This is a genomic window from Halovulum dunhuangense (assembly GCF_013093415.1).
GTDB lineage: Bacteria > Pseudomonadota > Alphaproteobacteria > Rhodobacterales > Rhodobacteraceae > Halovulum > Halovulum dunhuangense.
The window spans coordinates 51,438-77,071 of sequence record NZ_JABFBC010000004.1 but is presented as its reverse complement, the minus strand read 5'-3'; the positions used below and the strand labels follow the sequence as shown (position 1 = coordinate 77,071).

Sequence of the window (25,634 nt, the reverse complement as noted above, 5' to 3'; positions counted from 1 at the left end):
CCTTGTCCGCAGGCCACAAGCCTGCAAGGACGTCATGCCTTGGCCATGTTTCCTGCAACGCGCCGCTTCTGGACAAGGTAGACCCCCGCCAGCAGAAGCAGCCCCCCAAGGTTCAGGATGAGTTGCGGGAACAGAAGTATCACCGAGCTTGTCACGAGCGCCCCGCGTTCGAGCAGGGTGGTGCGGCACAGCATGAAGTTCGACAGGGCGGCCGCCGCCGCGATCACGGCGATGAAGGACGTGACCATCGCCTGCGCCGCGCCGAAGGTCATCCCTTCGGGCATCAGGATCGGCGTGTAGAGAAACAGGACGGGGATCACGAACAGGAATGCCGAGAACTTCAGCGCCGTGAACCCGGTCTTCATCGGATTTGCCTTTGCGATCGAGGCGCCGGCAAAGGCCGCCATGCAGACCGGGGGCGAGATGTTCGAGGACTGGCTGTACCAGAACACCAGCATGTGCGCGGCCAGCGCGCTGACCCCCATCACCTCGAGCGCGGGAGCGACCAGGATCGCCATCAGGATGTAGGCCGAGGTCACCGTCATCCCCATGCCCAGGATGTAGGAACTGGCCAGCGCCAGCAGGATCCCCAGAGGCAGAAGCCCGAAGGTGAACTGCATCACCGAGGTGGTGAAGATGAAGCCGAGCCCCGTGAGGAACACGATGCCCAGGATGATGCCGACCGTGCCGACGACGGCCGAGATCACGAGCGAGTTCACCGCGCCCTCTTCGAGCCCCTTGATCAGATCGACCCCGGACTTCCTCAGGACCGAGGCATAGCTTTCATCCGCGGGCTTCTTTATCAGCCGCGCGGCGATGGCGACAGCAAGGAACAGGAAAACCGTGTAGTAGACCGCCCGCGATGGCGAGGTGCCGGTCAGCATCAGGTACACGACGAAGAAGATCGGAAGCAGGTAGTACCAGCCCTGCTTGAAGATCTCCCACGCGCTTTCGCGGTCTTCCTTCGGCAGGATCGGGATGTCTTCGCGGGCTGCCTCGAAATGGGCGACCGCGGCCACCGAGAAGAAGTAGAGAAGAGCGGGTACGATGGCCGCTATCATGATCTGCGTGTACGGCATCTGGATCATCTCGGCCATGATGAACACACCGGCGCCCATGATCGGCGGCATGAACATGCCGCCCGTGGATGCCGCGGGCTCGATGGCGCCGGCCACATGCCGCTTGTAGCCTGCCTTGATCATCAGCGGGATGGTGAAGGTGCCCGTCGCGACCGTATTCGCCGTCGCACTGCCCGAGATCATGCCCATCATGCCGCTGCCCAGGACCGCGGCCTTTGCGGGCCCCCCGCGATAGCCGGCGGTCAGCGCGAAGGGCAGCCGGACGAAGAAATCCCCGGCGCCGAAACGGTTCATCAGGGCGCCGAACACGACGAAAAGCACGACGTACTGTGCGGTCACGTTCAGGACCAGGCCGAACATCCCCTCCTGGGTGAACATGTCGGTCAAGACGCGCCCCCACGGGTACCCGCGATGCGAGACGCTTTCGGGAAGAAGGTTGCCGTATACGGCGTAAAGCAGGAAGATGACCGCAACGGCTGGCAGCATGCTGCCCATGACGCGGCGCGTCGCCTCGAACGAGACGATCGTGGCCATCAACGCCATGTAGAAATCCATCTCCGTGTAGTATCCGACGCGCTGGACGAGGGCGTCGAACTCCACCACGAAATAGCCGAACGACACGACCGTCATGGCTATCAGGGCCAGATCCACCGGCGTGGGACGCCTCGGATCGGATTTTCGGCCAAACGGATAGATCATGAAGACCATCAGAATGGCAAGAAGCAGGAACATTCCGCGATAGGTTCCGACACCGATCCGGCCGAAGAAGGACGGCCCCGCCGTATAAAGGTAGAAGGCGGCGAAGAAGATCGCGATCGCAGAGAACAGGAGCCCGAACGCCCCGTCGCGCGGGCGAAGCACGGTCTCGCCTTCCGCCCCTGAAGCCGCCGCTTGCGCCTCGTTCCTTGTCTTGTCTGCGGATCGCGACATGCGTCCCCCCCTGTTTGCAGGCTGTTGTTCGGGCCCCGGACAGGCCGGGCCCGGCCACGGCGGCAGCACCGCCGTGGCCGGCAAGCGCATTGGCCCTGGGTTACTGCTGGACCGGTTCCGGCACTTCCAGGCCCTTCTCGGCCCAGAAAGCGGCGGCCGCGGGGTGCAGCGGCACATAGGCCGTTTTCAGCCATTCCATGTTGCGATGGTCATGCTGCGGGAATGCGCGGTCAAGATGTGCGGCGGCGTCCTCGGTGTATGCAAGCTCGAGGAACTCGCGGACCGCCTCGTCGGGCACATCCTTGTGCACGATCCACTGCACGCCCTGGGCGTAGGTCACCGCATCCTCTTCCTGCCCGGAATAGGTTCCGGCCGGGATGGTCAGCTTCGTGAAGAACGGAAACTCCTCGAGAAAGCCGCTCTCATCGATCTCGGCCTCCAGATCGAGCACCCGGATCGGATGCGTGGCATCGATCTCGGTCGCGAACGGGGCCGGCGCGCCGCCCGTGCGGTTGAAGCCCTCGATATCGCCATCGGTCAGCATCCGACCCAGCTCGCCCCAGCTGTAGTAGCTTATGTCGATCTGATCGCGGACACCGATATGCTCGAGGAACAGGTCGGCATCCGACGCCGAACCCGAGCCGGGAGCGCCGGGCACGAATTCGCGACCGGCAAGGTCCGCCACGCTCTGGATGTCGCTGTCGGCCAGGACGATGAAGTTCCAGCCCGAGGTCTGCTGCGCCGGCCCGACCATCCGGTATTCGGTGTAGGGCTTCTCGAAGCCTACGCCGCTCCAGGCGCCGTAGATATGGCCTTCGAACGCCATGCCGAATTCGGCCTGGCCGCTGCCGACCAGCCGGATATTCTCGACCGATCCGCCCGAAGTCGACGGCACGACGCGAATGCCATCCGCGCGCGCGTTGATGAAGTCGGCCAGCGCCGCGCCCTGCGTGTAAAAGGTTCCGGAAGTCCCGCCCAGCGGCATGCTGATCTGGTACACCTGCGCCTGTGCTGCCGCGCCGAAGGCAAGCGGCGCGACAAGCGCCATGGACGCCAGCACATTGATGCGTGTCTGCTTGTTCATCTTGGTCTCCTCCTTCAAGTTCTTTTCTCGGCGCCGGTCCGGCACCTCGGTTCTTGGGGGCCGAAGCCCCCGCGCCGCCCATGCGTGGTCGGGGCGACGCCAGCCATCGGCATCAGAGCTTCATCGCGAATGGATCCCGCTCCTCGGCCGAAAGGTCGAGCATCACGTTCTTCACCTGAGTGTACTCAAGCAGGGCATGCCAGCTTCGTTCGCGGCCATGACCGGACAGCTTGGTCCCGCCGAAGGGCGCACCGACATAGGACGCACGATAGGTATTGAGCCAGACAAGCCCCGCCTCGATCTCGCGCGCGACGCGATGGGCCCGCCGCAGATCGTTGGTCCAGACCCCCGAAGCAAGACCGTACTCCGTCGCGTTCGCGATAGCCACGGCGTCGGCTTCGTCCTCGAACGGAATGATGCACAGCACCGGCCCGAACACTTCCTCGCGGGCGATCGTCAGCGACGGGTCGACATCGACGATGACCGTCGGCTCCACGAAATATCCACCCTCGAGCGCGGGGCCGCTCGCCTTCGCGCCGCCGACCGCGATGTTCGCACCCTCGTCCCTGGCCTGCTGGATCATCGCAAGGATCTTGTCGAGCTGGGCGCGGTTCGCGACCGGTCCCATCTCGGTCGTTTCATCAAGAGGATTGCCGAGCTTGATGCCCCGCACCTTCTCCACGACCAGGCGGCATACCTCATCATAGATCGCGCGCTGGACCAGCAGGCGGGATCCGGCGATGCAGGTCTGGCCCGAGGCGCCGAACACGCCGGCCACCGCGCCGGTCACCGCGGCGTTCAGATCCGCATCGGCAAAGATGATGTTGGGCGACTTGCCGCCAAGCTCGGTCGTCACGGGGATCAGGTGCGCGGCGGCGCTTTCCAGTATCCTGCGCGCCGTGGGCAAACCGCCGGTGAAGCTGATCTTGCGGACAAGCGGATTGGCGGTCAGCGCATTTCCGATCCGGCCGTCCCCGGTCACGATGTTCACGACGCCGTCCGGGAACCCCGCCTTCGCGATGAGCTTCCCGAACGCCAGCGTCGACAGGCTCGCATGTTCCGAGGGCTTGATGACCACCGTGTTTCCGGCTGCCAGCGCCGGCGCCAGCTTGTTCGCGAGAAGCGGAAGCGGCGAATTCCAGGCGGTGATGAGAACAGCCACACCAAGTGGTTCGACCAGCGTGTAATCGAACATCTGCCCGTTATCGAGCGGGATCGTGTTGCCCTGAAGCTTGTCCGCGTAACCCGCGAAGTACCTGTAATTGCGCGCGGCAAAGCGCATCTGGGATCGGGTCTCGCGGATGACCTTGCCATTGTCGGTGCTGTCGATCGTCGCCAGCTCTTCCGCATTCTCCTCGATCAGGTCGGCAAGCCTGTTCAGCATCGCCGCCCTGTCGCGCCCGTTCACATGGCGCCAACGCTCGCGAAAGGTCCGGTGCGCGATCTCGATGGCGTTGCCGACATCCTGTTCGGTCGCCTGCGGAATGGTCCCCCAGACTTCCTGGGTAAAGGGATTGTAGCTGTCGAGACGTTCCCCGCCGGTGCCGTCGGTCCATTCGCCACCGATGAGCATCTGATAGCTTTCTGCCACGTATTCTTCCTTCCATTGTCCTTTTGCGGCACCGCCCACGCTCTCACCGGTTGGTAATCCGCGGGCGGCGCGGTACCCTGCCCCTGGAAACTCGGAGAAGGGTGTTCCATCTAGCAGAACGCTGTTCTATTTTATGCAGAGTTGGCGCCGATGCAAGCGTTTTGCACACCGGCCCCGGGTTGGTACAAATCATCGGCGACTTTATCTTGAGCGGGAGAATTTTCGTGGACGAGAAAACAGGTGTGGCCGCGGTGAACCGGGCGTTGAGCATCCTCTCCGCATTCGACGGAGAGGTGGAGCCGCTGTCCGTTTCGGAACTTGCGCGGCGCACCGGCCTGTACAAGAGCACGACCCTTCGGCTGATCGAGTCGCTGAAGGCCTACGGCTACATCATCCAGCTCGCCGATGGCCGCTACCAGCTCGGCCCCATGCTTCTTCGCCTTGGCGCGATGTACCAGCGGGCCAGCCGCATGGAGGAACGGATCATGCCCGTCCTCGAGCGCATGACCGCGGCGGGAAGCGAGAGCCCGTCGTTCTACATCAGGCACGACGCGGAACGGCGGCTGTGCCTGTTCAGGGTCGATTCCGGGCATTCGACACTGGATCGCGTCAAGACCGGGTTGCTTCTGCCACTGCGGCATGGGGCGGCCGGTCGGGTCTTTCTGGCCCATGACGACGTCCCGGATCTTCCGCCGGAGATGGTCAACGACATCCGCCGAAAGGGCTATGCCGTTTCCTTCGGTGAAACCGACCCTGACTGCGCGGCTGTTGCCGCCCCCGTTTTCGGGCACGATGACGAAGTTGTCGGGGTGCTGTCGATCTCTGGCCCGCTCGATCGCTTCACGGAAGCCCATGTCGCCAAGCAGGTCGGCTACCTTCTTCCTGCCGCGCGCGCGCTGACCAATGCCTTTGGCGGAAGATTTCCCGCCAGCGGCGACGTGACAAGCGCCGCCTGAACCGCGGCCTGGCCCGGCCCGGCACCGCCACCACGACCCGCGCAGGCGGCTACGCGCACCGCTCCCTCGCAGCAACCGCCGACAGGGACGAAATCCGCCCCCGCCCCGGCAAGCGCGCGCAGGACCGCCCCGCACGGGCATGCAGGCGCGGTTCCGATCGCGCGGGCGCTTCAGGCGGCCCGGTCCGCCTTGCGCGACACCCGCTCCGCCCAATGCGCAAGCGCGGCCCCCTCGGGCGGCAGCCGGGTCGCAAGCCCGCCGGCAAAATCCTCGAACGCGGCACGGTTCAGGGCGTTCACACCCACAAGCACGGGCACGCCCAGCGCCATGGCCTCGGCGATCACGTCCCGAAACCCGCGGCCCGCCGCTTCGTGCTTTCCGAACTTGTTGACGATGAGCAGGTCCACCCCCGCATCGAGCCGGGCCGAGACCAGGCCGACTGCCGTCTCCAGCACCGCCGGATCCAGACGGCACCCCCGCGCCTCGAGCCCGAGGTTCTGGCTTATCCGCAGGACGGGGCCGCCGGGCAGCACCTGCACGTCCATGTCGCAGGGGCCGGCACCGGGCCTTTCGGTGTTGATCTGCACCGCGCCGCAGACCCTGACGCCGCGCGCGGCCAGGTCCGAGGCAAGGGTTGCAAGAATGAGATCGGTGTCCCCGCGTCCAGGCGACATTGTCCAGGCCAGTTGCATGTCCTGCTCCTCATGCATTGGAAAAAGGGTGAAACTCCACAAGCGCGCCGGTCGGCAGCACGTCGCGGTCGGCGGGCAGAAGGACCAGGCCATCGGCGGCCGCAAGCGATCCGACCCGGGCGGAATGGGTGGCATCCCCGAACCGCACGACCTCGCGGCCCAGCGCATCGCAGCCCACCAGCGTCGCGGGGCGAAGTTCGCAGCGGCCGGGCCTGCGGCGCACCGGCACCGCCGTGACGACCAGCCGCCGCGCCCGGGGCGGCGTCTGCCCGGTCAGCCGGCGCAGCAGCGCGCCCCCGAAAAGCTGCCAGGTGACCAGGGCCGAAAGCGGGTTGCCGGGCAGACCCAGCCAGGGCGTCGCGCCGACGCGCCCGAAGGATACGGGCTTGCCGGGCTTCATCGCGACGCCGCTGAAGTGGATTTCCCCGCCCAGTGCCCGAAGGGCGGGTTTCACATGGTCTTCCTCGCCCACCGAAACGCCCCCGGTGGTGACGATGACATCGACCCGCCCGATCCGGCGCGCCAGACCCTGCATCAACGCATCCCGGCGATCGGGGATACGTTCGAGCCGGACCACTTCGACCTGCGGGTCGCGCATCGCGGCCATGAGCATGGGGGTGTTCACGTCCCATATCTGCGCGTCGTCACGCCCGCTTTCGGCGCAGGCGATTTCATCGCCGGTCACCAGAAGGGCCACGCGCAACCTGCGCCGGACCGCGACCGTGCCCACCCCGGCGGCGGCGCAGGCCGCGATCTCGCGTGGGCCAAGACGGACGCCGGGGGCAAGGATCACCTGGCCGGGCATCATGTCCTCGCCTGCGCGGCGGATGTTCAGACCGCGCGGCGGGCACCTGTCGAAGCTCACCCGGTCGTGGGACAGGTGGGCGGCTTCCTGCGCGATGACGGCATCCGCGCCGGCTGGCAGGGGCGCGCCGGTGAATATGCGCGCAACGCGCGACGTGCCGACCATAGCCACGGGCGCCGTACCGGCCGGAACGCGGGATGCGACCGCAAAGCTCCAGGGACCGTCGCCCGCGAAGGCCGCGGTGCTTACAGCGTAGCCGTCCATCGCCGAATTGTCGAAAGGCGGTGTCATCGTGTTGGCGCGGACCGGCTCTGCCAGGACGCGGCCAGCCGCGCCGAGCAGCGGCACAGCCCCCGTGCCGGGCACCGGCGAGACATGTGTCTCGATCCGTGCAAGCGCCTCTTCCAGGCTGATCAGCCCGGCCCGGTGCCCTGCGGCGTCGCAGTCGCAGCCCTGCGCCTCGATGCGCTGGAGAACGGTCATTCCGCGGCCCTCCCCTCGAAATGTCCGGGGCCTGTCGAACAGTCGAGGTTCCTCAGGCGTCCGTCCTTCAGCCCGTAGATCAGCCCATGGACCCGGATATCGGCCCTGCGCGCCCACGCCTTCTGGATGATGGGCGTCTCAGAGACGCGCCTCACCCCCTCGACGACGTTCAGTTCGGCAAGGCAGTCGCGGCGCTCTTCGGCGGTCTTGCATCTGGCCAGGTCGACGGCATAGGCGCGCGCCAGTCGCCGGATCGGCTCCAGCCAGTGATCGGCCAGCCCGTGCGGCATGTCCTCGGTGGCGGCCCGCACGCCGCCGCAACCGTAATGGCCACAGACGATGATCTCGCGCACCTTCAGCGCCTCGACCGCGAACTCCAGCGCGGACAGAAGGTTCATGTCGGCCGAGTGCACCACGTTCGCGACGTTGCGGTGCACGAACACCTCGCCCGGGTCCAGCCCGGCGACGACATTTGCCGGAACGCGGCTGTCCGAGCAGCCGATCCAGAAGAATTCCGGCGTCTGCTGGGCCGCCAGCCGCGAAAAGTAGCCGGGGTCCTCGGCGTTGCGGGCATCCGACCATCGGATGTTTCGGTGGATCAGGTCACTCAGCATGTTTCGGCTCCAGGGTGGTGCGGGGGCTGCGGCGTCGCGTCATGGCGGCCCGAAGCTGCTCAAGATCCGCTGGCGTCAGGCGCAGCCGTGCGAAAGGCAGAAGAACGGCATTCTCCAGGATGAGGTGACGCCGCGATTGACCGGCATAGCGCCGGAGTTCGTCGCAGTCGCCCGCATCCAGTCCCGACCCGGCGTCCCCGACGATCCCGGTGATGCGCGGCGTCAAGGCGCTGGCGCGGCAGTGATCGGCGTGCAGCTGGTCCAGCAGGCGGTCGATCTCGTCGTCATCCGAGCAGCGCGCGCGCAGCATCGGAAACAGGTCCTGCTCCTCGTCGTCCAGATGCGCGGGAAGCTCGTCGGACAGGAACCGCAGGGCGGCCTCGATCTCGCCGGATGCGGCCCGGGCGCGGTCCGCGATCCGGTCCAGAAGCGCGCAGATCTCGCGCTCGCGCAGGTGCACGGCGTGCAGGAACTCGACCGGGGTCCGAAGCAGCGACGGATCTATCCGCATCGGACCGCCGGGGGGATGTTTCTGGCCTGACCGCTCCATGACGACCTTTCCCGCTTCAGATCGGCGCGAGGCTTGCGCCGGTGATCTGCGCACCTCGGGCCAGGCTTTCCACGAAGTCCCGCGATGCCCGTGCCCAGGCGGCTTTCTCCAGCGCCTGCGCTATCCTCGGACGGACGCTTTCGAAGGGCAGCACCTGCCCGGGCGCGACCGCGTTCAGCCGGATGATGTGCCAGCCGTGCCGCGACAGGACGGGCGCCGGGCTGATGCCCCCCTCGGGCAGGGTCCGCAGCGCCGCCTCGAATTCCGGGACGGTGTCGCCGGGGCCAAGCTGGCCGAGATGGCCGCCGGACGCCTTCGAGTCGCAGTCGCTGTCCCGGGCGGCCGCGGCGAAGCCCCTGGCATCACCGTCAAGCCGCGCCAGCAGGGCCGCGGCCCGCGCCTCGGCGGCCGCGCGCCCGTCCTCGTCGCGCGGATCGCAGGCGCACAGGATATGCGACACATCCCACAGCGGCGCAGAGCGGTAGCGGTCGGGGTCCTTTTCCCATTCCGCCCGAACTGCGTCATCGGTGACGGGCGGGATCGTCAGCGCCTCGTCCAGAAGGGCGCGGATCAGCGCCTCTTCCTCGGTCTCGATCCGTCCGGGGGCAAGTTCCTCGGAACGGGCCTTCAGGCCGCGGCGACGGGCCTCCTGCAAGAGCAGCGCGCGGATCGCCAGCGCCTGCGCCGCCTTGCGCCAGGCGATGCCGGGCTTGTCGCGCGGGGCCTGGTGGTTCTGCGCCTCGGCGGCGATGGCCGCCGAGGGGATGGTTTCGCCGTTGACGACGACATCGGCAAGGAACGCGGTCGACATTGCCCTCACTCCCCCGGCGTCGTGATCGAGGGCCCCCGCCGGGCCTGCACGCTGTCGAACGCGCGGCGGCGTTCTTCCAGCGGGCGATGCCGGCGCGAGCGCACGATCTGGTAGCCGGGCCGCGTCAGCAGGTAGCGGAAGGGGGCCGCGAAGCCCGACCAGATGTGCACCAGCCGCGTGAAGGGGAACAGCATGGTGATCACAAGCCCCAGGAAGATGTGGGTCTTGTAGAGCCAGTGGACATCCACCACCGTGACCCAGGCGTTGATGTTCCAGCTGACCACGCTTTGCGACCAGGTCATGAAGCGCACCATCTCGGACCCGTCCATGTGCTGGAGCGTCTGGGTGATCGTCAGCAGGCCGATGGCAAGTTGCAGCCAGATCAGCACCATGATCAGGATGTCCGGAAAGGTCGACGTCGCGCGGATGCGCGGATCGGCCAGCCGCCGATGCAGAAGCATCGTGGAGCCGATCAGCGCCGCCATGCCGGCTGGCCCGCCGATCAGCACGGCCATCCACTGCTTCAGCCCATAGGGAATGCCCAGCGTATCCAGCACCCAGACCGGCGTGAACAGCCCCACGAGATGGCCGAAGAATACCGTCAGGATGCCGACATGGAACAGGATCGATCCCCAGATCAGCTGCTTGCGCCGCAGAAGCTGGCTGGACGAACTCTTCCAGGTGAAGGGGTCGCGCTCGTAGCGCGCGACCGACCCCACCAGGAAGACGGTCAGCGCGACATAGGGCATGACGCCGAAGATGACGAAGTTGATGTCGAAGTCGCCGAACATGTCATGCGCTCCTGTCCAGGGGTTTCAGCGTGGCGGCCGGGCGGTCCATCACCGCGAGCATGTCGCGGACCTGCGGACAGCCGGCATTCGGGTCCGGGCCGAAGGTGACCTCGGTCTCTTCCCATACGGCGTCGAGCGCCTCGAGGTCGGACGGGTCATCGTCGGGCTGCGCCAGCATCGCGGCCACCGCGTCGGCGTCGGCCGTTGTCCCGGCAAGATCGGAAAGAGCGGCGAACGCGGCTGCATATCCACTGTCGCGCCGGCCGAGCCTGGCCCCCAGCGCGTCAAGGATATGGGCCGCGTCCGCCAGGGTGTCCCGTGCTTCGCGCGAGGGTCGCGTCGCCAGGAATTCCAGCAGCACCGGCAGGTGGTCCGGCAGTTCCGAGGTGGCGGGCTCGAACCCGCCCTCCCGGTAGGTCTCGATCAGGCTGACCATCGCGCCGCCCCGGTCGCGGCTTTCGCCGTGGACATGCTCGAACAGGTTGAGCGACAGGGTGCGCGAGCGGTCGAAGAGCATCACATAGCTCTCCTGAAGGTCGTAGAGATCGCCGCGGGCAAGCCCGAGGCAAAGCGCATCCAGCGCCGTCTTCACGTCCGGCGACAGGCGACGGTCCCCGGCCAGCACGTCCGCGATGTCGGGCATCGCCTGCCGAAGCTCCGGCGTGGGGTAGCTCAGGATCAGCGACAGCGCCTTGAGTGTGCGGTCCATCATCATCATCAGAAGGTCTCCTGCGGAAGGGTGAAGTTCCGCTTCTTGCCGCCGAACAGGGTGGTCTTGCCGGTCTCGCCGGTGGAACAGCCGTTGCCATCGGTGAAGCCGCAGCCGCCGCGGATGTCGGCGCCATGCTCGTTCTGTTCGCGGTGCGCCGTGGGGATCGCGAAGCGGTCCTCGTAGTCGGCGATGGCCATGATCCTGTACATGTCCTCGATCATGCGGCCCGACATGCCGACGCGGGCGGCCAGCCCCTCGTCGCGCACGCCGTCCACGCTGAGCGCCCGCATGTAGAGCCGCATGGCCGACATCCGTTCCAGCGCGTGCACGATCGGTTCCTCGTCGCCCGCGGTCAGCATGTTGGCGAGATACTTGACCGGGATACGCAAGCTGCGCACGTCGGGCATCTGGTCGCTCATCGCGATCTGCCCGGCCTGGGCGGCGTTCTGGATCGGGCTGAGCGGCGGGATGTACCACACCATCGGCAGGGTCCGGTACTCGGGATGCAGCGGGAAGGCGACCTTCCACTCCATCGCCATCTTCCAGATCGGGCTGACCTTGGCGGCCTCGATCCAGTCCTCCGGCACGCCGTCGCGGCGGGCGGCGGCGATCACCTCGGGGTCGTTCGGGTCGAGGAACACGTCCATCTGCGCGCCGTAAAGATCGGTCTCGCGCTCGACACTGGCCGCCGCCTCGATCTTGTCGGCGTCGTACAGGATCACGCCCAGGTAGCGGATGCGCCCGACGCAGGTTTCCGAACAGACCGTCGGCTGGCCGCTTTCGATGCGCGGATAGCAGAAGGTGCATTTCTCGGATTTGCCGGTGTCCCAGTTGTAATAGACCTTCTTGTAGGGACAGCCCGAAATGCACATCCGCCAGCCGCGGCATTTCTCCTGGTCGATCAGGACGATGCCGTCCTCCTCGCGCTTGTAGATCGCGCCCGAGGGGCACGACGCCGAACAGGTCGGGTTGAGGCAATGCTCGCACAGACGCGGCAGGTACATCATGAAGGTATTTTCATACTCTCCATAGATCGACTTCTGCACATCCTCGAAGTTGTAGTCGGCCGAGCGCTTCGAGAATTCGCCGCCCAGGATCTCTTCCCAGTTCGGGCCCTTCTCGATCTTTTCCATCCGCTCGCCGGTGATCCGCGACCGCGGCCGCGCGGTGGGGAAGGCGTCCATCTCGGGGGCGGATTTCAGGTGGTCGTAGTCGAAATCGAACGGCTCGTAATAGTCGTCGATCTCGGGCATGGCGGGGTTGGCGAAGATGTTCGCCAGGATCCGCCACTTGGACCCCTGCCGCGGGTGCAGCTTGCCGGAGGCCGAGCGCACCCAGCCCCCCTGCCAGCGTTTCTGGTTTTCCCAGTCGGTGGGATAGCCGGTGCCGGGCTTGGTTTCCACGTTGTTGAACCAGGCGTATTCGACACCGTCGCGGCTGGTCCAGACGTTCTTGCAGGTGACCGAGCAGGTGTGACACCCGATGCACTTGTCGAGGTTCAGGACCTTGCCGATTTGCGCGCGAACTCTCATTCCGCTGCCTCCACTTTCCGGGTTGCGGGCTGATCGAGCCAGTCGATCTTCTTCATCTTGCGAACGATCACGAACTCGTCGCGGTTCGATCCCACGGTGCCGTAGTAGTTGAAGCCGTAGGACAGCTGCGCGTAGCCCCCGATCATGTGCGTGGGCTTCAGCGTGGCGCGGGTCACCGAGTTGTGGATGCCGCCGCGATGGCCGGTCTTTTCCGATCCGGGCGTGTTCACGATCTTTTCCTGCGCGTGGTACATGAACAGCGTGCCCTGCTTGATCCGCTGGGACACCACCACCCGCGCGGTCAGCGCGCCGTTGATGTTGTAGGCCTCGACCCAGTCGTTATCGACGAGACCCGCTTTCTGGGCATCGACCTCGGACATCCAGACCACCGGCCCGCCCCGGTTCAGCGTCAGCATCAGCAGGTTGTCGGTATAGGTGCTGTGGATGCCCCATTTCTGGTGCGGGGTGATGAAGTTCAGCACGACATGCGGGCTGCCCTCGGCCGCGTCGTTGTTCACGGCCGCGGTGATGGTCTTGAGGTCCACCGGCGGGCGGTAGCTGACGAAGCCCTCGCCGAAGGCCCGCATCCACAGATGATCCTGGTAGAGCTGCTGTCGCCCCGTCAGCGTGCGCCACGGGATCAGCTCGTGCACGTTGGTGTAGCCGGCGTTGTAGCAGACTTCCTCGGACTCGATGCCCGACCAGGTGGGGCTGGAGATGATCTTGCGCGGTTGCGCGGCGATGTCGCGGAAGCGGATCTTGGTGTGATGCGCCCCTTCCGCCAGGTGCGCGTGGTGGCGGCCGGTGGGCTTTTCCAGTTCCTCCCACGCCTTCACGGCCACCTCGCCGTTGGTCTCGGGCGCGAGCATCAGGATCATCTCGGCCGCGTCGATGGCGGTTTCCAGCTTGGGCTGGCCCAGTGACACGCCCTCGTCCTGCACCACCCCGTTCAGGTCGCGCAGGTGCCCGACCTCTGTCCTGGTGTCCCAGTTGATCCCCTTGCCACCGTTGCCCAGCTTTTCCAGCAGCGGCCCGACGGAAGTGAACTTCTTGTACAGGTTGGGATAATCCCGCTCGACCGCCACATAGTTCGGCGCGGTCCTGCCCGGGATCAGGTCGCATTCGCCCTTTTTCCAGTCGCGCACATCCGCCTGCGCCAGTTCGCCGGGCGTGTCGTGCAGCAGCGGAAGCTGGACGATGTCGGTCTCGACCCCCAGCACCTCGGGTGCGACTTCAGAGAACTTGGCCGCGATCGTCTTGAAGATCTCCCAATCAGACCTGCTCTCGTAGGCCGGGTCCACCGCCGCCTGAAGCGGGTGGATGAACGGGTGCATGTCGGACGTGTTCAGGTCGTCCTTTTCGTACCAGCTGGCCGTCGGCAGCACGATGTCGGAATAGACCGCCGTGGTCGACATGCGGAAGTCGATGGTCACCAGCAAGTCGAGCTTTCCCTTGGGCGCCTCGTCATGCCAGACTGCTTCCTTCGGCATGGCCTGTCCTTCCTCGCCCAGGTCCTTGCCCATCACGCCGTGATCGGTGCCCAGCAGGTGCTTGAGGAAGTACTCGTGCCCCTTGCCGGACGACCCCAGCAGATTGGACCGCCAGACGAACAGGTTGCGCGGCCAGTTCTCGGGTGCGTCCGGGTCCTGGCAGGACATTTCCAGATCGCCGGATTTCAGCCGTTCGGCGACGTAGTCCTTGATCTCCCTGCCCGCCGCCCTGGCCTGTTTCGACACCTCCAGCGGGTTGGTCTTGAGTTGAGGCGCCGACGGCAGCCAGCCCATGCGTTCCGCGCGGATGTTGTAGTCGATGAGGGATATGTCCCAGTCGCCCTCGGGGGCGGTGGGCGACAGGATCTCGCCCGCGCGCAGGGTCTCGTAGCGCCACTGGTCGGTGTGGGCATACCAGGCGCTGGTCGAGTTCATGTGCCGCGGCGGGCGGTTCCAGTCCAGCGCGAAGGCCAGCGGCGTCCAGCCGGTCTGCGGGCGCAGCTTTTCCTGGCCAACGTAATGCGACCAGCCGCCGCCCTCCTGGCCGATGCAGCCGCACATCACCAGCATGTTGATGATGCCGCGGTAGCTCATGTCCATGTGGTACCAGTGGTTCAGGCCGGCGCCCAGGATGACCATGGACTTGCCGCGGGTCTTCTCGGCGTTGCCCGCGAATTCGCGGGCGACCGCGATGATCTTCTCCCGCTCGACCCCGGTGATCCGTTCGGCCCAGGCGGGGGTGTAGGGCATGTCGTCGTCGAAATCCTTCGACACCCAGTCACCGCCCAGGCCGCGATCCAGCCCGTAATTGGCGCAGAACAGGTCGAAGACGGTGGCGACCAGCACCTCCCTGCCGTCTGCAAGCTTGATCCGCCGCGCGGGAATGTTCCGGGTCAGCACCTCGGGCGCGTCGCACTTGACGAAATTTTCCGTCGCCACGCCGCCGAAATAGGGGAAATCGACCCCGACCACCGCGTCGTGGTCGTCATCGAGGATCTGGCTCAGGCGCAGCCTTGTCCCCGCCCCTTTCGCCTGCTCCTCCAGGTTCCACCGCCCCTCCTCGCCCCAGCGAAAGCCGATCGAGCCGTTGGGCGCCACGATCCGGTCCGACGCTTCGTCATAGGCGACGGTCTTCCAGTCGGGGTTGTTGGTCTCGCCCAGCTTGTCGTCGAAATCATCGGCCCGCAGCATCCGGCCGGGGACCAGCCGGCCGTCCCTTTCGTCCAGCACCACCAGCATCGGCATGTCGGTGTAGCGGCGGGCGTAGTCCTCGAAGTATTCCGCCTGCCGGTCGATGTGGAATTCGCGCAGGATCACATGGCCCATGGCCATCGCCAGCGCCGCATCCGTGCCGGCCTGCGGGTTCAGCCAGATGTCGCCGAACTTGGCGGCCTCGGAATAGTCGGGGCTGACCACGGCGGACTTCGTGCCGCGATAACGCACCTCGGTGTAGAAATGCGCGTCGGGGGTCCGTGTCTGCGGCACGTTCGAGCCCCACAGCATCAGGAAGCCCGCATTGTACCAGTCGGCCGATTCCGGCACGTCGGTCTGCTCGCCCCAGGTCTGGGGGCTGGCTGGCGGCAGGTCGCAATACCAGTCGTAGAAGGACATGCAGGTGCCGCCCAGCAGGCTCAGGTAGCGGGTGCCGGCGGCGTAGCTGACCATCGACATCGCGGGGATCGGCGAGAAGCCGAACACCCGGTCGGGGCCGTAAGTCTTGGTCGTGTAGGCATTGGCCGCCGCCACGATCTCGGTCGCCTCGTCCCAGGTCGCGCGCACGAAGCCGCCCTTGCCGCGGGCCTTGTTGATCGCATCGCGCAACGCGGGGTCGTTCTGGATCGCGGCCCAGGCGGCAACCGGGGTCATCGTCTCGCGCTTCTTGCGCCAGGCGCGCATCAGGGCGCCGCGGATCAGCGGGTTCTTCACCCGGTTGGCGGAATAGAGATACCAGCTGTAGGACGCGCCGCGCGCGCAGCCGCGCGGCTCGTGGTTGGGCAGGCCGGCGCGGGTCCGGGGATAGTCGGTCTGCTGCGTCTCCCAGGTGACGATGCCGGACTTGACGTAGATCTTCCACGAGCACGACCCGGTACAGTTCACCCCGTGGGTCGAGCGCACGATCTTGTCGTGCCGCCAGCGGTTCCGGTAGGTATCTTCCCAGTCGCGGTTCTCGCGGGTGGTCTGACCCCAACCGTCCGAGAATTGCTCCAGTTCCTTGCTCTGGAAGAAGTTCAGTCTGTCGAGCAGATGGCTCATCTGGCTTTCCTTTCGGTTGTCAGGGTCCGGGCGGCGGACTGCGCCGCGCGGGTATTCGGCCGGGTCATCGGGCGGGCCCGGCTGCGGCGCTGGCCAGCGGCCGGCCGTGTTCGATGGCGTGGAGCAATCCGCCGGGCCGCGTGTAGACGAGCCAGGTGATCGCAAGGCAGAGGACGTAGAAGGCGAGGAACACCCAGAGCGCGCCGATCGGGCTGCCGGTCATCGCGATGGACGAGCCGTAGGCCTTGGGGATGAAGAACCCGCCATAGGCCCCGATCGCGCTGGTAAAGGCGACGATCCCGCCCGATTCCATCGCGATCTGGCGCGCGCGGTCGGCCCCGGTCAGATGCGGCATCAGGCGCGGCACCTCGCGGCCCATGATCACCGGGATCATCTGGAAGGTGGATGCGTTGCCAACCCCGGTGAAGAAGAACAGCGCCATGAAGCCCGCGAAGAACCCGGCGAAGCTGCCCGCCTGAAGCGACAGGATCACCGCGAGAACCGAGACGATCATGCCGGCGAAGACCCAGAAGGTGACGCGCCCGCCGCCATGCCTGTCCGCAAGCCAGCCGGTGCCGGCGCGGGACAGCGCGCCGATCAGGGGGCCGAGAAAGACGTATTGCAGGGCGTTGATGTCCGGGAAGGCGATCCGGCTCAGCAGCGGGAAACCCGCCGAATAGCCGATGAAGCTGCCGAATGTCCCGATATAGAGCACGCACATCAGCCAGTTGTGGGTGCGCCCGAAGATCACCGATTGCTGGGCGAAGCTGGCCTTTGCGTCGGCGATGTCGTTCATGCCGACCCAGGCCGCGATCGTGGCCACCAGGATGAACGGCACCCAGATGAAGCCCGCGTTCTGCATCCACAGCTGCCCGCCGTCGGAAAGCGCCTGCGGCGCGCCGCCCATGGCGCCGAAGACGCCCATGGTGATGACGACCGGCACGAGGAACTGCATCACGCTGACGCCCAGGTTGCCGAGCCCGGCATTGAGCGCGAGTGCATTGCCCTTTTCCGCCTTGGGGAAGAAATAGCCGATATTGGCCATGGAGGAGGCGAAGTTCGCCCCGCCAAGCCCGCACAGCAGCGCAAGCGTCAGGAAGATCAGGTAGGGCGTCTCGGGGTTCTGCACCGCGTAGCCGATGCCGATGGCCGGCAGAAGCAGCGAGGCGGTCGAAAGCGTCGTCCACAGCCGGCCGCCGAAGATCGGCACCATGAACCCGTAGAAGATGCGCAGCGTCGCCCCCGACAGCGCCGGCAGCGAGGCCAGCCAGAACAGCTGGTCCGAGCTGAAGTCGAACCCGATCGCGGGCAGCCGCGCCACGACCATCGACCAGACCATCCAGACCGAGAAGGCCAGCAGCAGCGCCGGGATCGAGATCCACAGGTTGCGCCGCGCCACGGCACGCCCGGTCTCTTCCCAGAATGTGCGGTCCTCGGGGCGCCAGTCCTCCAGCACGCGCGGCATGTCGGTCTTGCCGGGGACGTGGATCTCCTGCATCTCGGGCAGGGCCGGCAGCAGTTCCAGTTCCGGGCCGCGCACCTTGCGTTCCATCGCGCGGATCGCCAGGTGCATCCAGGTCAGGGCCACGGCGACAAGGCAGAACAGGATCGCGAAGCAGGAGGTGTAGATCCCGGTCAGGTCGAGCGCGGCGCCGAACACGATGGGCAGCACGAAGCCGCCAAGCCCCCCGATCATGCCCACCAGGCCGCCCACGGCGCCGACATGGTTCGGGTAGTAGACGGGGATGTGCTTGAACACCGCGGCCTTGCCCAGGCTCATGAAGAAGCCCAGCGCGAACAGCGTCGCGATGAAGGGCCACAGCCCCATGGACGTCGCGAAGGCGATCGGCCCGTTCTTGCCCTGGATGACGTAGTCCGTGGGCGGGTAGGACAGCATGAACAGGAACAGCAGCGAAAAGCCGAAGGTCCAGTACATGACCTGGCGTGCGCCGAACTTGTCGCTCAGATGCCCGCCATAGGCGCGGAACAGGCTGGCCGACAGGCTGAACGAGGCGGCGGCCATGCCTGCCGTCTTCACATCGACGCCGTAGACGTCGATCAGGTAGTGCGGCAGCCACAGCGCAAGGGCGACGAAGGCGCCGAAGACGAAGAAATAATAGAGCGAGAAGCGCCAGACCTGGAGGTTCCTCAGCGGCGCGAACTGCTCGGAGAGCGATGGCGCGCGGATCCCCTTCTGCCTGCGTTCGACCAGCGCGGGATCGTCCTTGGCCAGCAGGAAGAACAGGATGCCGATGGTGGCAAGCCCCGCCGCCCAGGCGTATGCGACGCCGTGCCAGCCATAGGCGACCATGACGAAGGGGGCGACGAACTTGGTGACCGCGGCGCCCACATTGCCCGCGCCGAAGATCCCCAGCGCGGTTCCCTGCCGGCCCGCATCGTACCACCGGCTGACATAGGCGACGCCGATGATGAACGATCCGCCGGCAAGCCCCACGCCGAGGGCGGCCAGCAGATACATCGGGTAGCTGTCCGCAAGCGTCAGCGCCCAGGTGGCCAGCGCGGTCAGCAGCATCTGCGCCGAGAAAACCAGCCGCCCGCCGTATTTCTCGGTCCAGACGCCGAGAAACAGCCGGCTGATCGAGCCGGTCAGGATCGGTGTGGCCACCAGAAGCCCGAACTGGGTGTCGGTCAGGCCCAGCTCGTCCTTGATGGCGACGCCGATGATCGAAAAGATCGTCCAGACCGCGAAGCAGGCGGTAAAGGCGACGGTGCTCAGGCCAAGGGCGCGGTTCTGCGCCGCGCGCGTGGCCGTGACTGCGGTCTGCATGGCAGGTTCTCCTGCAGGAGTGGCGTGTTGCTCCCCTATCGGGGATTGACGCCAGACCTACGGAGCAGCCCGGGCCCAAAACTTGATCTGGATCATGAAAGCCGGGAATATCATTTAAATATAAGGGGTTATTGATATTAGTCGGATCCGCGGAAACGCATGTCAAGACCGCCCGGACGAATGTCCTTCCCGGGCTTGATGTTCATCAAGCACATCCGCCATAGTGGCGCCCCCGGCAGTGTCCCGACGAGGTAACGGATGGCCGATTCGAGTTATCAGGATCTGCGGCAGCTTCACCTTTTCGAGGCCATGGCGGACGATCATTTCGCGGCGCTCATGCGCTGTGCCTTCGTGCAGACCTTTCCGCCGCAGGTCGAACTGATCACCGAGGGCGATCCCAGCGACTTCCTGCATATCGTCCTTTCGGGGGCGGTGGACCTGTTCTCGATCTGGAACGGGCGGGAAACCAGCATGGCGACGGTGCGCCCGATCTCGACCTTCATCCTTGCCGCGACGATCCGCGACGCGCCCTATCTGATGTCGGCGCGCACGCTGGAGAAAAGCCGCATCGCGCTCATCCCCAGCGAGGAGGTGAGAACCGTCTTCGGCGTCGATGACGGGTTCGCCCGGGCGATCGTCAGCGAACTGGCGCAATGCTATCGCTCGGTGATCAAGGCGCAGAAGGATCTCAAGCTGCGCAGCTCGACCGAGCGGCTAGCGAATTACCTGCTGCGCGCGCAGCTGCGCACGGGCGGCCAGGCGGAATTCCATCTGGGCATGGAAAAGCGCAGGCTCGCCTCGGTGCTTGGCGTCACGCCGGAACATCTGAGCCGCGCGTTCCGGGGCCTGCAATCCCACGGCGTCCTGGCCGAGGGGGCACGGATCCGCATCGAGGACCGATCGAAACTCGAACGCTATGCCAGGCCCAACCCGCTGATCGACGACGCCGCAAGCTGAGCCGGCGCAGGCACTCCCGGCTCAGGTCAGCGGGCTGACCCCGAACAGCCAGGGATGCAGCCAGACAAGCCCCGCATGAAGTGCGATGCCCAGCGCCAGCCGGATCGCCGCGCCCCCCCATGAGACGGGCGGGGGCAGAAGCCGCGCCCGCCGCCGGGCACTGTCGAGACGGTCCCACGCCGCGCCCATCTCGCGCCGGCGGCGGCGGTCGACCAGCCGCATGCCGAACACGGCGAACCCCGCGAAGGTGCCGAACAGGATGACATGCGCCAGATCGCCATTGGCCGACAGATGCGCCGCGGCCCAGAGCGCGAGCGCCAGCAGCAGCGGGTGCCGCGTCAGCCGCACGATGCCGGGGCGCGCGGGATCGAAGCGGTCGTTCCGCGCGCCTCCGAATGAGAACGGGTTCGGGCGCGCGATGGCCAGCGCCAGGATCAGGCAGACCGGCAGCATGACGCTCAGCACAAGGTGGTTCTGCCACGGCGCCCAGTCCCACAGCGGGACATGCGGCGCGCGTCCCGCCGCGCCGATGAGCCATGCCAGCACGCCCAGCGACAGCGCCGAATAGGCGACGCCGAAGCCCACCGCCCCCAGCCGCGCCACCAGCCGCGGGCGCAGGGGCGGGCGGACCGGCAGCGAATGCGTCGCGAAGAACGCCGCGAAGGCCAGCGCGTATTCGGCCCATCCCATGGCCAGCCCCTCAGATCCGCTTGCCCGGCGCCGCGAAAAGAAGAAGCGGGCCGTAGATCGCCGCAACCCCGCCGAAGGCCGCGATCCAGGCAAGCCCCGCGACACCATGCAGAAGCGTCGCCTGCGACGGCCACAGACCCGCCGCGACCCGGGCCAGGACCGCAACCACCAGGGCCAGGTAGATGGCGACCGTTCCGGCATCCGCGACCAGCGCCTGCCCGGTATGGCCCAGCGTCGCCCGCGTCATCACCGCCAGCGTCATCAGCCCGATCGCCCCGCCCATCCACAGATGCTGCGCCCCCGCGATCCCCAGCGGACCCGGCACGAGGATCTCCACCCCCATGGCCAGCGCGCCGAGCGGCACGAAGGCGTAGCCCAGGTGCAGCACCGTCACCAGCGGCTCTGCCAGGGTCCGGTCCCCGGCCCAGCGCGCCAGGCGCAGCAGCTGCACAAGGCCCGCCACGATCAGAGCCACCCCGGTCGCCGCGTGCAGCGGCAGCGCAAGCCACAGCATGAGCGCGACCAGAAGCGACAGCAGCGCCAGCTTGTCGACGCGCTGCATCGGCGCCACCGGAAGCCGCCCCGGCCCGCGCCGGGCCAGCCAGTTGCGGGTGAAGGACGGCACGATCCGCCCCCCGATCACGGCGATCATCATGATCGTCGCCGCAAGCCCCAGCCGCAGGCCGTAGCCCTGCGCGGCATACCCGCCCCGCGCCGCCTCCCAGTGGAACAGGGCGTTGCCCAGCGCAAGGACCGCCAGCATGGCCAGCACGATCAGGTTGCGCCAGTTCCGCCCGGCCACGATCTCGCGCGCGATCACCCCGGCCAGGACCACCGGAAAGGCCAGGTCGACGCCCGCGACCAGAAGCGGCGGCAGGCCCGCCGACACCGTCACCACCACGCGGCCCGCCAGCCACAGCCCCGCAAGCGCGCCCAGCGGCCAGCCGGTGATGGGCATCCGGCCGGTCCAGTTCGGCACCGCGGTCAGCAGGAAACCCGCGACGACAGCGCCGACATAGCCATAGAGAAACGCATGGGCATGCCAGCTGACCGGGTCGAAGGCCGTCGGCAGCACGACATGCCCCGACAGCATCGGCACCCAGAGCAGCATGGCCAGCACAGCCCAGACCGCGCCCCCCAGGAAGAACGGGCGAAACCCGTAGGTCAGGATCGCGGGGCCGGTCCAGGCGCGCATCCGTCGGGCGGTCGAGGTCATGGGCTGCGTCTCCTTCGCGGGATGGGGCCGGGGCTGTCCTGGCGATCCGGCGACAGCGCGCCGCACCTTGGAGGAAGCCGTCTTTCAGCCGCGCATTTCTTCGAGGCGCGGAAACAGGATTTCGTTCTCGAGGTCGAGGTGCTCGTCAAGATCCTCGACCAGCCGGCCAAGCCCCGCATAGAGTCGTCGCCAACTCTCGCAGGCATGGCGGGGCAACCGGAAGCCGTGGGTGATCGCGGCGATCCGGTTCAGCGCCGCCTCCTGGCGGTCATGCTCCTTGCGCAGCCGCAGGACCGCGTCGGCCGCATGGCCCGCGCGCCATGTGCGCAGGGCGTCGAGGACGAGCACTTCCTCGCTGCGGGCATGGGCCTCGTGATCGGCGATCATCGCCTCCAGCGCATGTGTCAGGCCGTGCGGCGTCGCGGGATCGGTCGCATGGGCGGTCTCGACCTTGCGGGCAAGCGCGATCAGCGACGGCAGGTCGCGGCGATACATGTCGTGGTACCGGTTCCGGATGTGATCGATCAGCAAGGCGGTCGGCGGGTCCGTCGCAAGGTCGTGCATTCACGTCTCCATCGTGAGGGTCGCATCGCCGGCGACGGCGGACCGGCACCAGCCAAGGATCGCGTCCGCGTCGGGCCGCAGGTCGGTCGCAATGCCCCCGGCGAACCGCTCGAAGGCCGCGCGGTGGGTGTCGGGGACACCGGTCAGCACCGGCACCCCCTGCCCCAGCGCCGCGGCGATCAATGTGCGAAAGCCACGTCCCTCGGCCTCGGTCAGGCCGAACTTGCCCAGCACCACGAGATCCGCGCGCCCGGCATCCAGGCGGGCCGTCACCTGTCCGACGGCCGCCTCGAAGGCCCCCGCATCCATCCGGCACGCGCCGGAGCCGGGGCCCAGATCCTGGGTGATGCGCACCAGCGGCCCGTCGGGCAACAGCCACAGGTCGCTGTCGCAATGTCCCGCGCCGCCCTGCGTGCGGACCGGGCGCAGCGCCCCCAGAACCCGCAGCCCGTCGCGCATCAGCCGGTCCGCGACGGCCCCCAGCAGACGGTCCGTCGCGCCGCGCCCCTGCCTTGTGACGGCTGCAAGTCGCATGACTGCCCTACCTCGTCTCGAACCGGGGAAACAGCACGTCGTTCTCGAGCGCGACATGCGCGGCAAGATCGTCCAGCAGTGACGCGGTGCCACCATAAAGCGCGGCCCAGGATCCGCAGGCGTGATCCGGCGGCGTCAGGTCGTCGGTCAGCCGGCGGATCAGGGCGATGGTCGCGGCGTGGTCGTCATGTTCGGCCCGCATCACCGCGATGGGATGCCCGATGCCGGGCCGACCGCCGGCGCGCATGGCGGGAAACAGGATCATCTCTTCCTTCGCCATGTGATCCTCCATTTCCCGGGCCAGGGCCCGGATGGCGCGGGCCAGCCCTTTGGGCGCGTCCGGATCGTCGGCATGGACCTGCTCGACCCTGTCCGCCAGCGGCGCCAGCAGGGCCAGGTCCTGCCGGTGCATGGCGTGGTACCTGGTGAGGATGTGGTCGATCAGGGCGCCTGTTTCCTGCGGCACGTCTGCGTCCCCGGCGGCGTCTGCGCGGTCGTTCATGTCCGATCCTTCCCCCGGCGCGCCGCGCGGTCCTTGCGCGGGCCGGCTTCAATTGGTATCTGAAATGCGCATACCATCGACCGAATACGCACTTCAATTACCAAATCAGGACCGCGACCTTGCGCCTCACCTCCTTCACCGATTACGGCCTGCGCGTGCTGATGCGCATGGCGGGCGCGCCGGACCGCCCCTTCACCACCGCCGAGCTTGCCGACGAATTCAAGGTCTCGCGCAACCATCTGGCAAAGGTGATCTCTACCCTTGCGGGGGCAGGCTACCTGGAAACCCGCCGCGGCGGGGGCGGCGGCGCCATCCTGGCGCAGCGCCCCGGGGACATCCGCCTCGGCGACGTGGTGGCCCGGCTCGAGGCCGACCAGGCGCTGGTGGAATGCTTCGCGGCCCGCGGCAATACCTGCACGCTCACGCCACGCTGCCGCCTGATATCGCGCCTCGCCCATGCAGAGGCCGCCTTCATCGCCGATCTCAACCGCAGCACCCTGGCCGATTGCGCCTATCGCCCGGCAGAGGCGTGAACCCCCGGCGGCGGGTGCGGGTGTTCAGGCTCGTCCGGTCCGCGTTCCGGGAATTCAGCGGCCTCCGGACAGCCCGGCGGGGTGCGCGCGGCAACTGCCGCCCGGCCGCGTGGTGGCACCCGGCACAAGGCTCGGCTGGTCCCGGAAGCCGCCATCCCCGCCCTTTCCGCACGCGGCCCGGGGCAACGCCTGCGCGAAAGACCCGCCTTGGCGGCCGGCTGAATTCCGGATGACCGAGTAATTCACTCAGCCATTGCCAATGGCAACGAACTCAGTCACAAAATCGGGGGAATGAATCGAAAGGGGCGCCCGCGGGCAACGCCAGGTGCCGAAACCGGCAGGCCCGTCGGCCGGGCGGCCATGATCGTGTCAGGTCCACGGCCTGGCCACAGCGAACGCGGCCCGCCAGGAGACCGGAACATGATCGTCTGCCATTGCACCGGCATAACCGACCGCGACATCCACGCCGCCATCGACTGGATGCGGCAAGCCGATCCGGAGACCATCATCACGCCCGGCAAGATCTACCGCGCGCTGGGCCGATCGGCCGATTGCGGCGGCTGCCTGCCACTCTTCCTCGACACGATGCGGGGGAACGATAATCTCGAAGTACCCCGCAACCTGCGTGGCCTGCGCCGCGCCGCAACATCGGAGGACGCAAATGAAGGGCGATAGCAAGGTCATCGACTATCTCAACCGCGCATTGCGCAGCGAACTGACGGCGATCAGCCAGTACTGGCTGCACTACAAGCTGCAGGAGGACTGGGGCCTTGGCCACATGGCCAGGAAAAGCCGCGCGGAATCCATCGAGGAGATGAACCACGCCGACAAGATCATGGCGCGGATCATCTTCCTGGAGGGGCATCCAAACCTCCAGAAGCTCGACTCGCTGCGGATTGGCCAGACGCCCCGGGAAACGCTGGAATGCGACCTGGCCGCGGAACATGAGGCCCGCGCGCTCTACAAGGAAGCGCGGGAATACTGCCAGTCGGTCGGCGATCACGTCACCAAGGACCTGTTCGACGAACTTCTGGCCGACGAGGAAGGCCATATCGACTTTCTCGAAACCCAGCTCGACCTGCACGAGCGCATGGGGGCCGAGAATTACGCGCAGCTCAACGCCTCCCGCATGGACGAGGCCGAATAGGACGGCCCTTGCGCAGGCACTTGTCGTGATCGCCGCCAGCGGCGGTCGCGATCGTCTTGCGGCAGGGCCGGAAAACCGCCCCCCATCCGACCCAAGGCACGCGCGGCGCATCGAGGGTGCGTCCGGATAGACGCGCTCATGGCGCTGCCGCGAGGGCCATACCCTGCCAGTCGCGGGCGATGACCCCCATCGCGGTGGCACCTGTCCCCTTCGCCCGACCCTGTCGCGCATCGACACGAGGGACCCCCTGCCCCCCTGTTCGGGGGGATGACGGTCCCCGGCGCGCGCCCTCTAGTGAGCGGACCATTTCCAATCGCAAGAGGTCAGGAA

Annotated in this window: 23 protein-coding genes; 5 read left to right on the top strand and 18 right to left on the bottom strand. The window is 67.0% G+C overall.

Annotated features, from left to right (window positions below):
• Window positions 1-32: 32 nt before the first annotated feature.
• The 3 genes from HMH01_RS16445 to HMH01_RS16435 all read right to left on the bottom strand — a co-directional run bounded on the left by HMH01_RS16445 (window position 33) and on the right by HMH01_RS16435 (window position 4,684).
• On the bottom strand, window positions 33-2,009 hold the full coding sequence (locus HMH01_RS16445; protein WP_171326890.1) for a TRAP transporter permease: 1,977 nt from the start codon (window positions 2,007-2,009) through the stop codon (window positions 33-35).
• 100 nt (window positions 2,010-2,109) lie between these two features.
• Window positions 2,110-3,093, bottom strand: a complete 984-nt coding sequence (locus tag HMH01_RS16440; protein WP_171326889.1) for a TAXI family TRAP transporter solute-binding subunit — start codon at window positions 3,091-3,093, stop codon at window positions 2,110-2,112.
• Between the two features lie 112 nt (window positions 3,094-3,205).
• The gene (locus HMH01_RS16435) at window positions 3,206-4,684 is read right to left on the bottom strand and encodes an aldehyde dehydrogenase (RefSeq protein WP_343035376.1); all 1,479 of its coding nucleotides are present in this window, start codon (window positions 4,682-4,684) and stop codon (window positions 3,206-3,208) included.
• A gap of 179 nt (window positions 4,685-4,863) precedes the next feature.
• On the opposite strand from HMH01_RS16435, the gene HMH01_RS16430 reads away from it, so the two are divergent.
• On the top strand, window positions 4,864-5,640 hold the full coding sequence (locus HMH01_RS16430) for an IclR family transcriptional regulator (RefSeq protein ID WP_171326888.1): 777 nt from the start codon (window positions 4,864-4,866) through the stop codon (window positions 5,638-5,640).
• A gap of 170 nt (window positions 5,641-5,810) precedes the next feature.
• On the opposite strand, the gene HMH01_RS16425 is transcribed toward HMH01_RS16430, so the two are convergent.
• The 10 genes from HMH01_RS16425 to HMH01_RS16380 all read right to left on the bottom strand — a co-directional run bounded on the left by HMH01_RS16425 (window position 5,811) and on the right by HMH01_RS16380 (window position 19,161).
• Entirely contained in the window at window positions 5,811-6,332 is a 522-nt protein-coding gene (locus tag HMH01_RS16425; protein ID WP_171326887.1) for a DUF2478 domain-containing protein, read from the bottom strand.
• A gap of 10 nt (window positions 6,333-6,342) precedes the next feature.
• Window positions 6,343-7,620: a molybdopterin molybdotransferase MoeA gene (locus HMH01_RS16420; RefSeq protein WP_171326886.1), complete on the bottom strand. Its 1,278-nt coding sequence runs from the start codon at window positions 7,618-7,620 to the stop codon at window positions 6,343-6,345.
• The gene (locus HMH01_RS16415; RefSeq protein WP_171326885.1) at window positions 7,617-8,234 is read right to left on the bottom strand and encodes a carbonic anhydrase; all 618 of its coding nucleotides are present in this window, start codon (window positions 8,232-8,234) and stop codon (window positions 7,617-7,619) included. Before HMH01_RS16415 ends, HMH01_RS16420 begins: the two co-directional genes overlap by 4 nt.
• The gene (locus HMH01_RS16410) at window positions 8,224-8,745 is read right to left on the bottom strand and encodes a hemerythrin domain-containing protein (RefSeq protein ID WP_171326884.1); all 522 of its coding nucleotides are present in this window, start codon (window positions 8,743-8,745) and stop codon (window positions 8,224-8,226) included. Before HMH01_RS16410 ends, HMH01_RS16415 begins: the two co-directional genes overlap by 11 nt.
• Window positions 8,746-8,800: 55 nt before the next feature.
• Window positions 8,801-9,595, bottom strand: coding sequence for a peptidylprolyl isomerase (locus HMH01_RS16405; RefSeq protein ID WP_171326883.1), 795 nt, complete (start codon window positions 9,593-9,595; stop codon window positions 8,801-8,803).
• Between the two features lie 5 nt (window positions 9,596-9,600).
• On the bottom strand, window positions 9,601-10,386 hold the full coding sequence (narI, locus tag HMH01_RS16400) for a respiratory nitrate reductase subunit gamma (RefSeq protein ID WP_171326882.1): 786 nt from the start codon (window positions 10,384-10,386) through the stop codon (window positions 9,601-9,603).
• 1 nt (window position 10,387) lies between these two features.
• Window positions 10,388-11,095 (bottom strand): nitrate reductase molybdenum cofactor assembly chaperone, encoded by a 708-nt coding sequence (narJ, locus tag HMH01_RS16395; protein ID WP_171326909.1) that lies wholly within the window; start codon window positions 11,093-11,095, stop codon window positions 10,388-10,390.
• Window positions 11,096-11,103: 8 nt separating this feature from the next.
• Window positions 11,104-12,630: a nitrate reductase subunit beta gene (gene narH / locus HMH01_RS16390; protein ID WP_171326881.1), complete on the bottom strand. Its 1,527-nt coding sequence runs from the start codon at window positions 12,628-12,630 to the stop codon at window positions 11,104-11,106.
• Entirely contained in the window at window positions 12,627-16,373 is a 3,747-nt protein-coding gene (locus HMH01_RS16385; RefSeq protein WP_171326880.1) for a nitrate reductase subunit alpha, read from the bottom strand. The genes narH and HMH01_RS16385 overlap by 4 nt, the downstream gene beginning before the upstream one ends.
• 64 nt (window positions 16,374-16,437) lie before the next feature.
• A complete protein-coding gene (locus HMH01_RS16380; protein WP_171326879.1) occupies window positions 16,438-19,161 on the bottom strand; it encodes a nitrate/nitrite transporter in 2,724 nt (907 codons plus the stop codon).
• 258 nt (window positions 19,162-19,419) lie between these two features.
• Here HMH01_RS16380 and HMH01_RS16375 point away from each other — a divergent pair, with 258 nt between their 5' ends.
• A complete protein-coding gene (locus HMH01_RS16375) occupies window positions 19,420-20,118 on the top strand; it encodes a helix-turn-helix domain-containing protein (protein ID WP_171326878.1) in 699 nt (232 codons plus the stop codon).
• Between the two features lie 21 nt (window positions 20,119-20,139).
• Here the strand turns inward: HMH01_RS16375 and HMH01_RS16370 are convergent, their stop codons facing one another.
• The 5 genes from HMH01_RS16370 to HMH01_RS16350 form a co-directional block, all read right to left on the bottom strand.
• Window positions 20,140-20,808, bottom strand: coding sequence for an NnrU family protein (locus HMH01_RS16370; RefSeq protein ID WP_171326877.1), 669 nt, complete (start codon window positions 20,806-20,808; stop codon window positions 20,140-20,142).
• A gap of 10 nt (window positions 20,809-20,818) precedes the next feature.
• Window positions 20,819-22,024 (bottom strand): NnrS family protein, encoded by a 1,206-nt coding sequence (locus tag HMH01_RS16365; RefSeq protein WP_171326876.1) that lies wholly within the window; start codon window positions 22,022-22,024, stop codon window positions 20,819-20,821.
• A gap of 84 nt (window positions 22,025-22,108) precedes the next feature.
• Window positions 22,109-22,588: a hemerythrin domain-containing protein gene (locus HMH01_RS16360; protein WP_171326875.1), complete on the bottom strand. Its 480-nt coding sequence runs from the start codon at window positions 22,586-22,588 to the stop codon at window positions 22,109-22,111.
• A complete protein-coding gene (locus HMH01_RS16355) occupies window positions 22,589-23,122 on the bottom strand; it encodes a DUF2478 domain-containing protein (protein WP_171326874.1) in 534 nt (177 codons plus the stop codon).
• Window positions 23,123-23,129: 7 nt separating this feature from the next.
• A complete protein-coding gene (locus HMH01_RS16350; RefSeq protein WP_171326873.1) occupies window positions 23,130-23,624 on the bottom strand; it encodes a hemerythrin domain-containing protein in 495 nt (164 codons plus the stop codon).
• 119 nt (window positions 23,625-23,743) lie between these two features.
• Here HMH01_RS16350 and HMH01_RS16345 point away from each other — a divergent pair, with 119 nt between their 5' ends.
• The 3 genes from HMH01_RS16345 (at window position 23,744) to bfr (ending at window position 25,304) form a co-directional block, all read left to right on the top strand.
• Complete coding sequence (locus HMH01_RS16345) at window positions 23,744-24,157, top strand: RrF2 family transcriptional regulator (protein WP_171326872.1); 414 nt, start codon at window positions 23,744-23,746, stop codon at window positions 24,155-24,157.
• Between the two features lie 420 nt (window positions 24,158-24,577).
• Complete coding sequence (locus HMH01_RS16340) at window positions 24,578-24,832, top strand: (2Fe-2S)-binding protein (RefSeq protein WP_171326871.1); 255 nt, start codon at window positions 24,578-24,580, stop codon at window positions 24,830-24,832.
• Window positions 24,819-25,304, top strand: coding sequence for a bacterioferritin (gene bfr / locus HMH01_RS16335; protein WP_171326870.1), 486 nt, complete (start codon window positions 24,819-24,821; stop codon window positions 25,302-25,304). The genes HMH01_RS16340 and bfr overlap by 14 nt, the downstream gene beginning before the upstream one ends.
• Window positions 25,305-25,634: the final 330 nt, after the last annotated feature.

Bases quoted from the DNA above. Each gene is read 5' to 3' on its own strand.
- HMH01_RS16370 (WP_171326877.1), bottom strand. From the start codon at position 20,808: ATGGGATGGGCCGAATACGCGCTGGCCTTCGCGGCGTTCTTCGCGACG.
- HMH01_RS16350 (WP_171326873.1), bottom strand. From the start codon at position 23,624: ATGAACGACCGCGCAGACGCCGCCGGGGACGCAGACGTGCCGCAGGAA.
- HMH01_RS16415 (WP_171326885.1), bottom strand. From the start codon at position 8,234: ATGCTGAGTGACCTGATCCACCGAAACATCCGATGGTCGGATGCCCGC.
- HMH01_RS16405 (WP_171326883.1), bottom strand. From the start codon at position 9,595: ATGTCGACCGCGTTCCTTGCCGATGTCGTCGTCAACGGCGAAACCATC.
- narJ (WP_171326909.1), bottom strand. From the start codon at position 11,095: ATGGACCGCACACTCAAGGCGCTGTCGCTGATCCTGAGCTACCCCACG.
- HMH01_RS16425 (WP_171326887.1), bottom strand. From the start codon at position 6,332: ATGCAACTGGCCTGGACAATGTCGCCTGGACGCGGGGACACCGATCTC.
- HMH01_RS16440 (WP_171326889.1), bottom strand. From the start codon at position 3,093: ATGAACAAGCAGACACGCATCAATGTGCTGGCGTCCATGGCGCTTGTC.
- narI (WP_171326882.1), bottom strand. From the start codon at position 10,386: ATGTTCGGCGACTTCGACATCAACTTCGTCATCTTCGGCGTCATGCCC.
- HMH01_RS16385 (WP_171326880.1), bottom strand. From the start codon at position 16,373: ATGAGCCATCTGCTCGACAGACTGAACTTCTTCCAGAGCAAGGAACTG.
- bfr (WP_171326870.1), top strand. From the start codon at position 24,819: ATGAAGGGCGATAGCAAGGTCATCGACTATCTCAACCGCGCATTGCGC.
- narH (WP_171326881.1), bottom strand. From the start codon at position 12,630: ATGAGAGTTCGCGCGCAAATCGGCAAGGTCCTGAACCTCGACAAGTGC.
- HMH01_RS16360 (WP_171326875.1), bottom strand. From the start codon at position 22,588: ATGCACGACCTTGCGACGGACCCGCCGACCGCCTTGCTGATCGATCAC.
- HMH01_RS16420 (WP_171326886.1), bottom strand. From the start codon at position 7,620: ATGACCGTTCTCCAGCGCATCGAGGCGCAGGGCTGCGACTGCGACGCC.
- HMH01_RS16340 (WP_171326871.1), top strand. From the start codon at position 24,578: ATGATCGTCTGCCATTGCACCGGCATAACCGACCGCGACATCCACGCC.
- HMH01_RS16410 (WP_171326884.1), bottom strand. From the start codon at position 8,745: ATGCGGATAGATCCGTCGCTGCTTCGGACCCCGGTCGAGTTCCTGCAC.
- HMH01_RS16365 (WP_171326876.1), bottom strand. From the start codon at position 22,024: ATGACCTCGACCGCCCGACGGATGCGCGCCTGGACCGGCCCCGCGATC.
- HMH01_RS16445 (WP_171326890.1), bottom strand. From the start codon at position 2,009: ATGTCGCGATCCGCAGACAAGACAAGGAACGAGGCGCAAGCGGCGGCT.
- HMH01_RS16375 (WP_171326878.1), top strand. From the start codon at position 19,420: ATGGCCGATTCGAGTTATCAGGATCTGCGGCAGCTTCACCTTTTCGAG.
- HMH01_RS16380 (WP_171326879.1), bottom strand. From the start codon at position 19,161: ATGCAGACCGCAGTCACGGCCACGCGCGCGGCGCAGAACCGCGCCCTT.
- HMH01_RS16355 (WP_171326874.1), bottom strand. From the start codon at position 23,122: ATGCGACTTGCAGCCGTCACAAGGCAGGGGCGCGGCGCGACGGACCGT.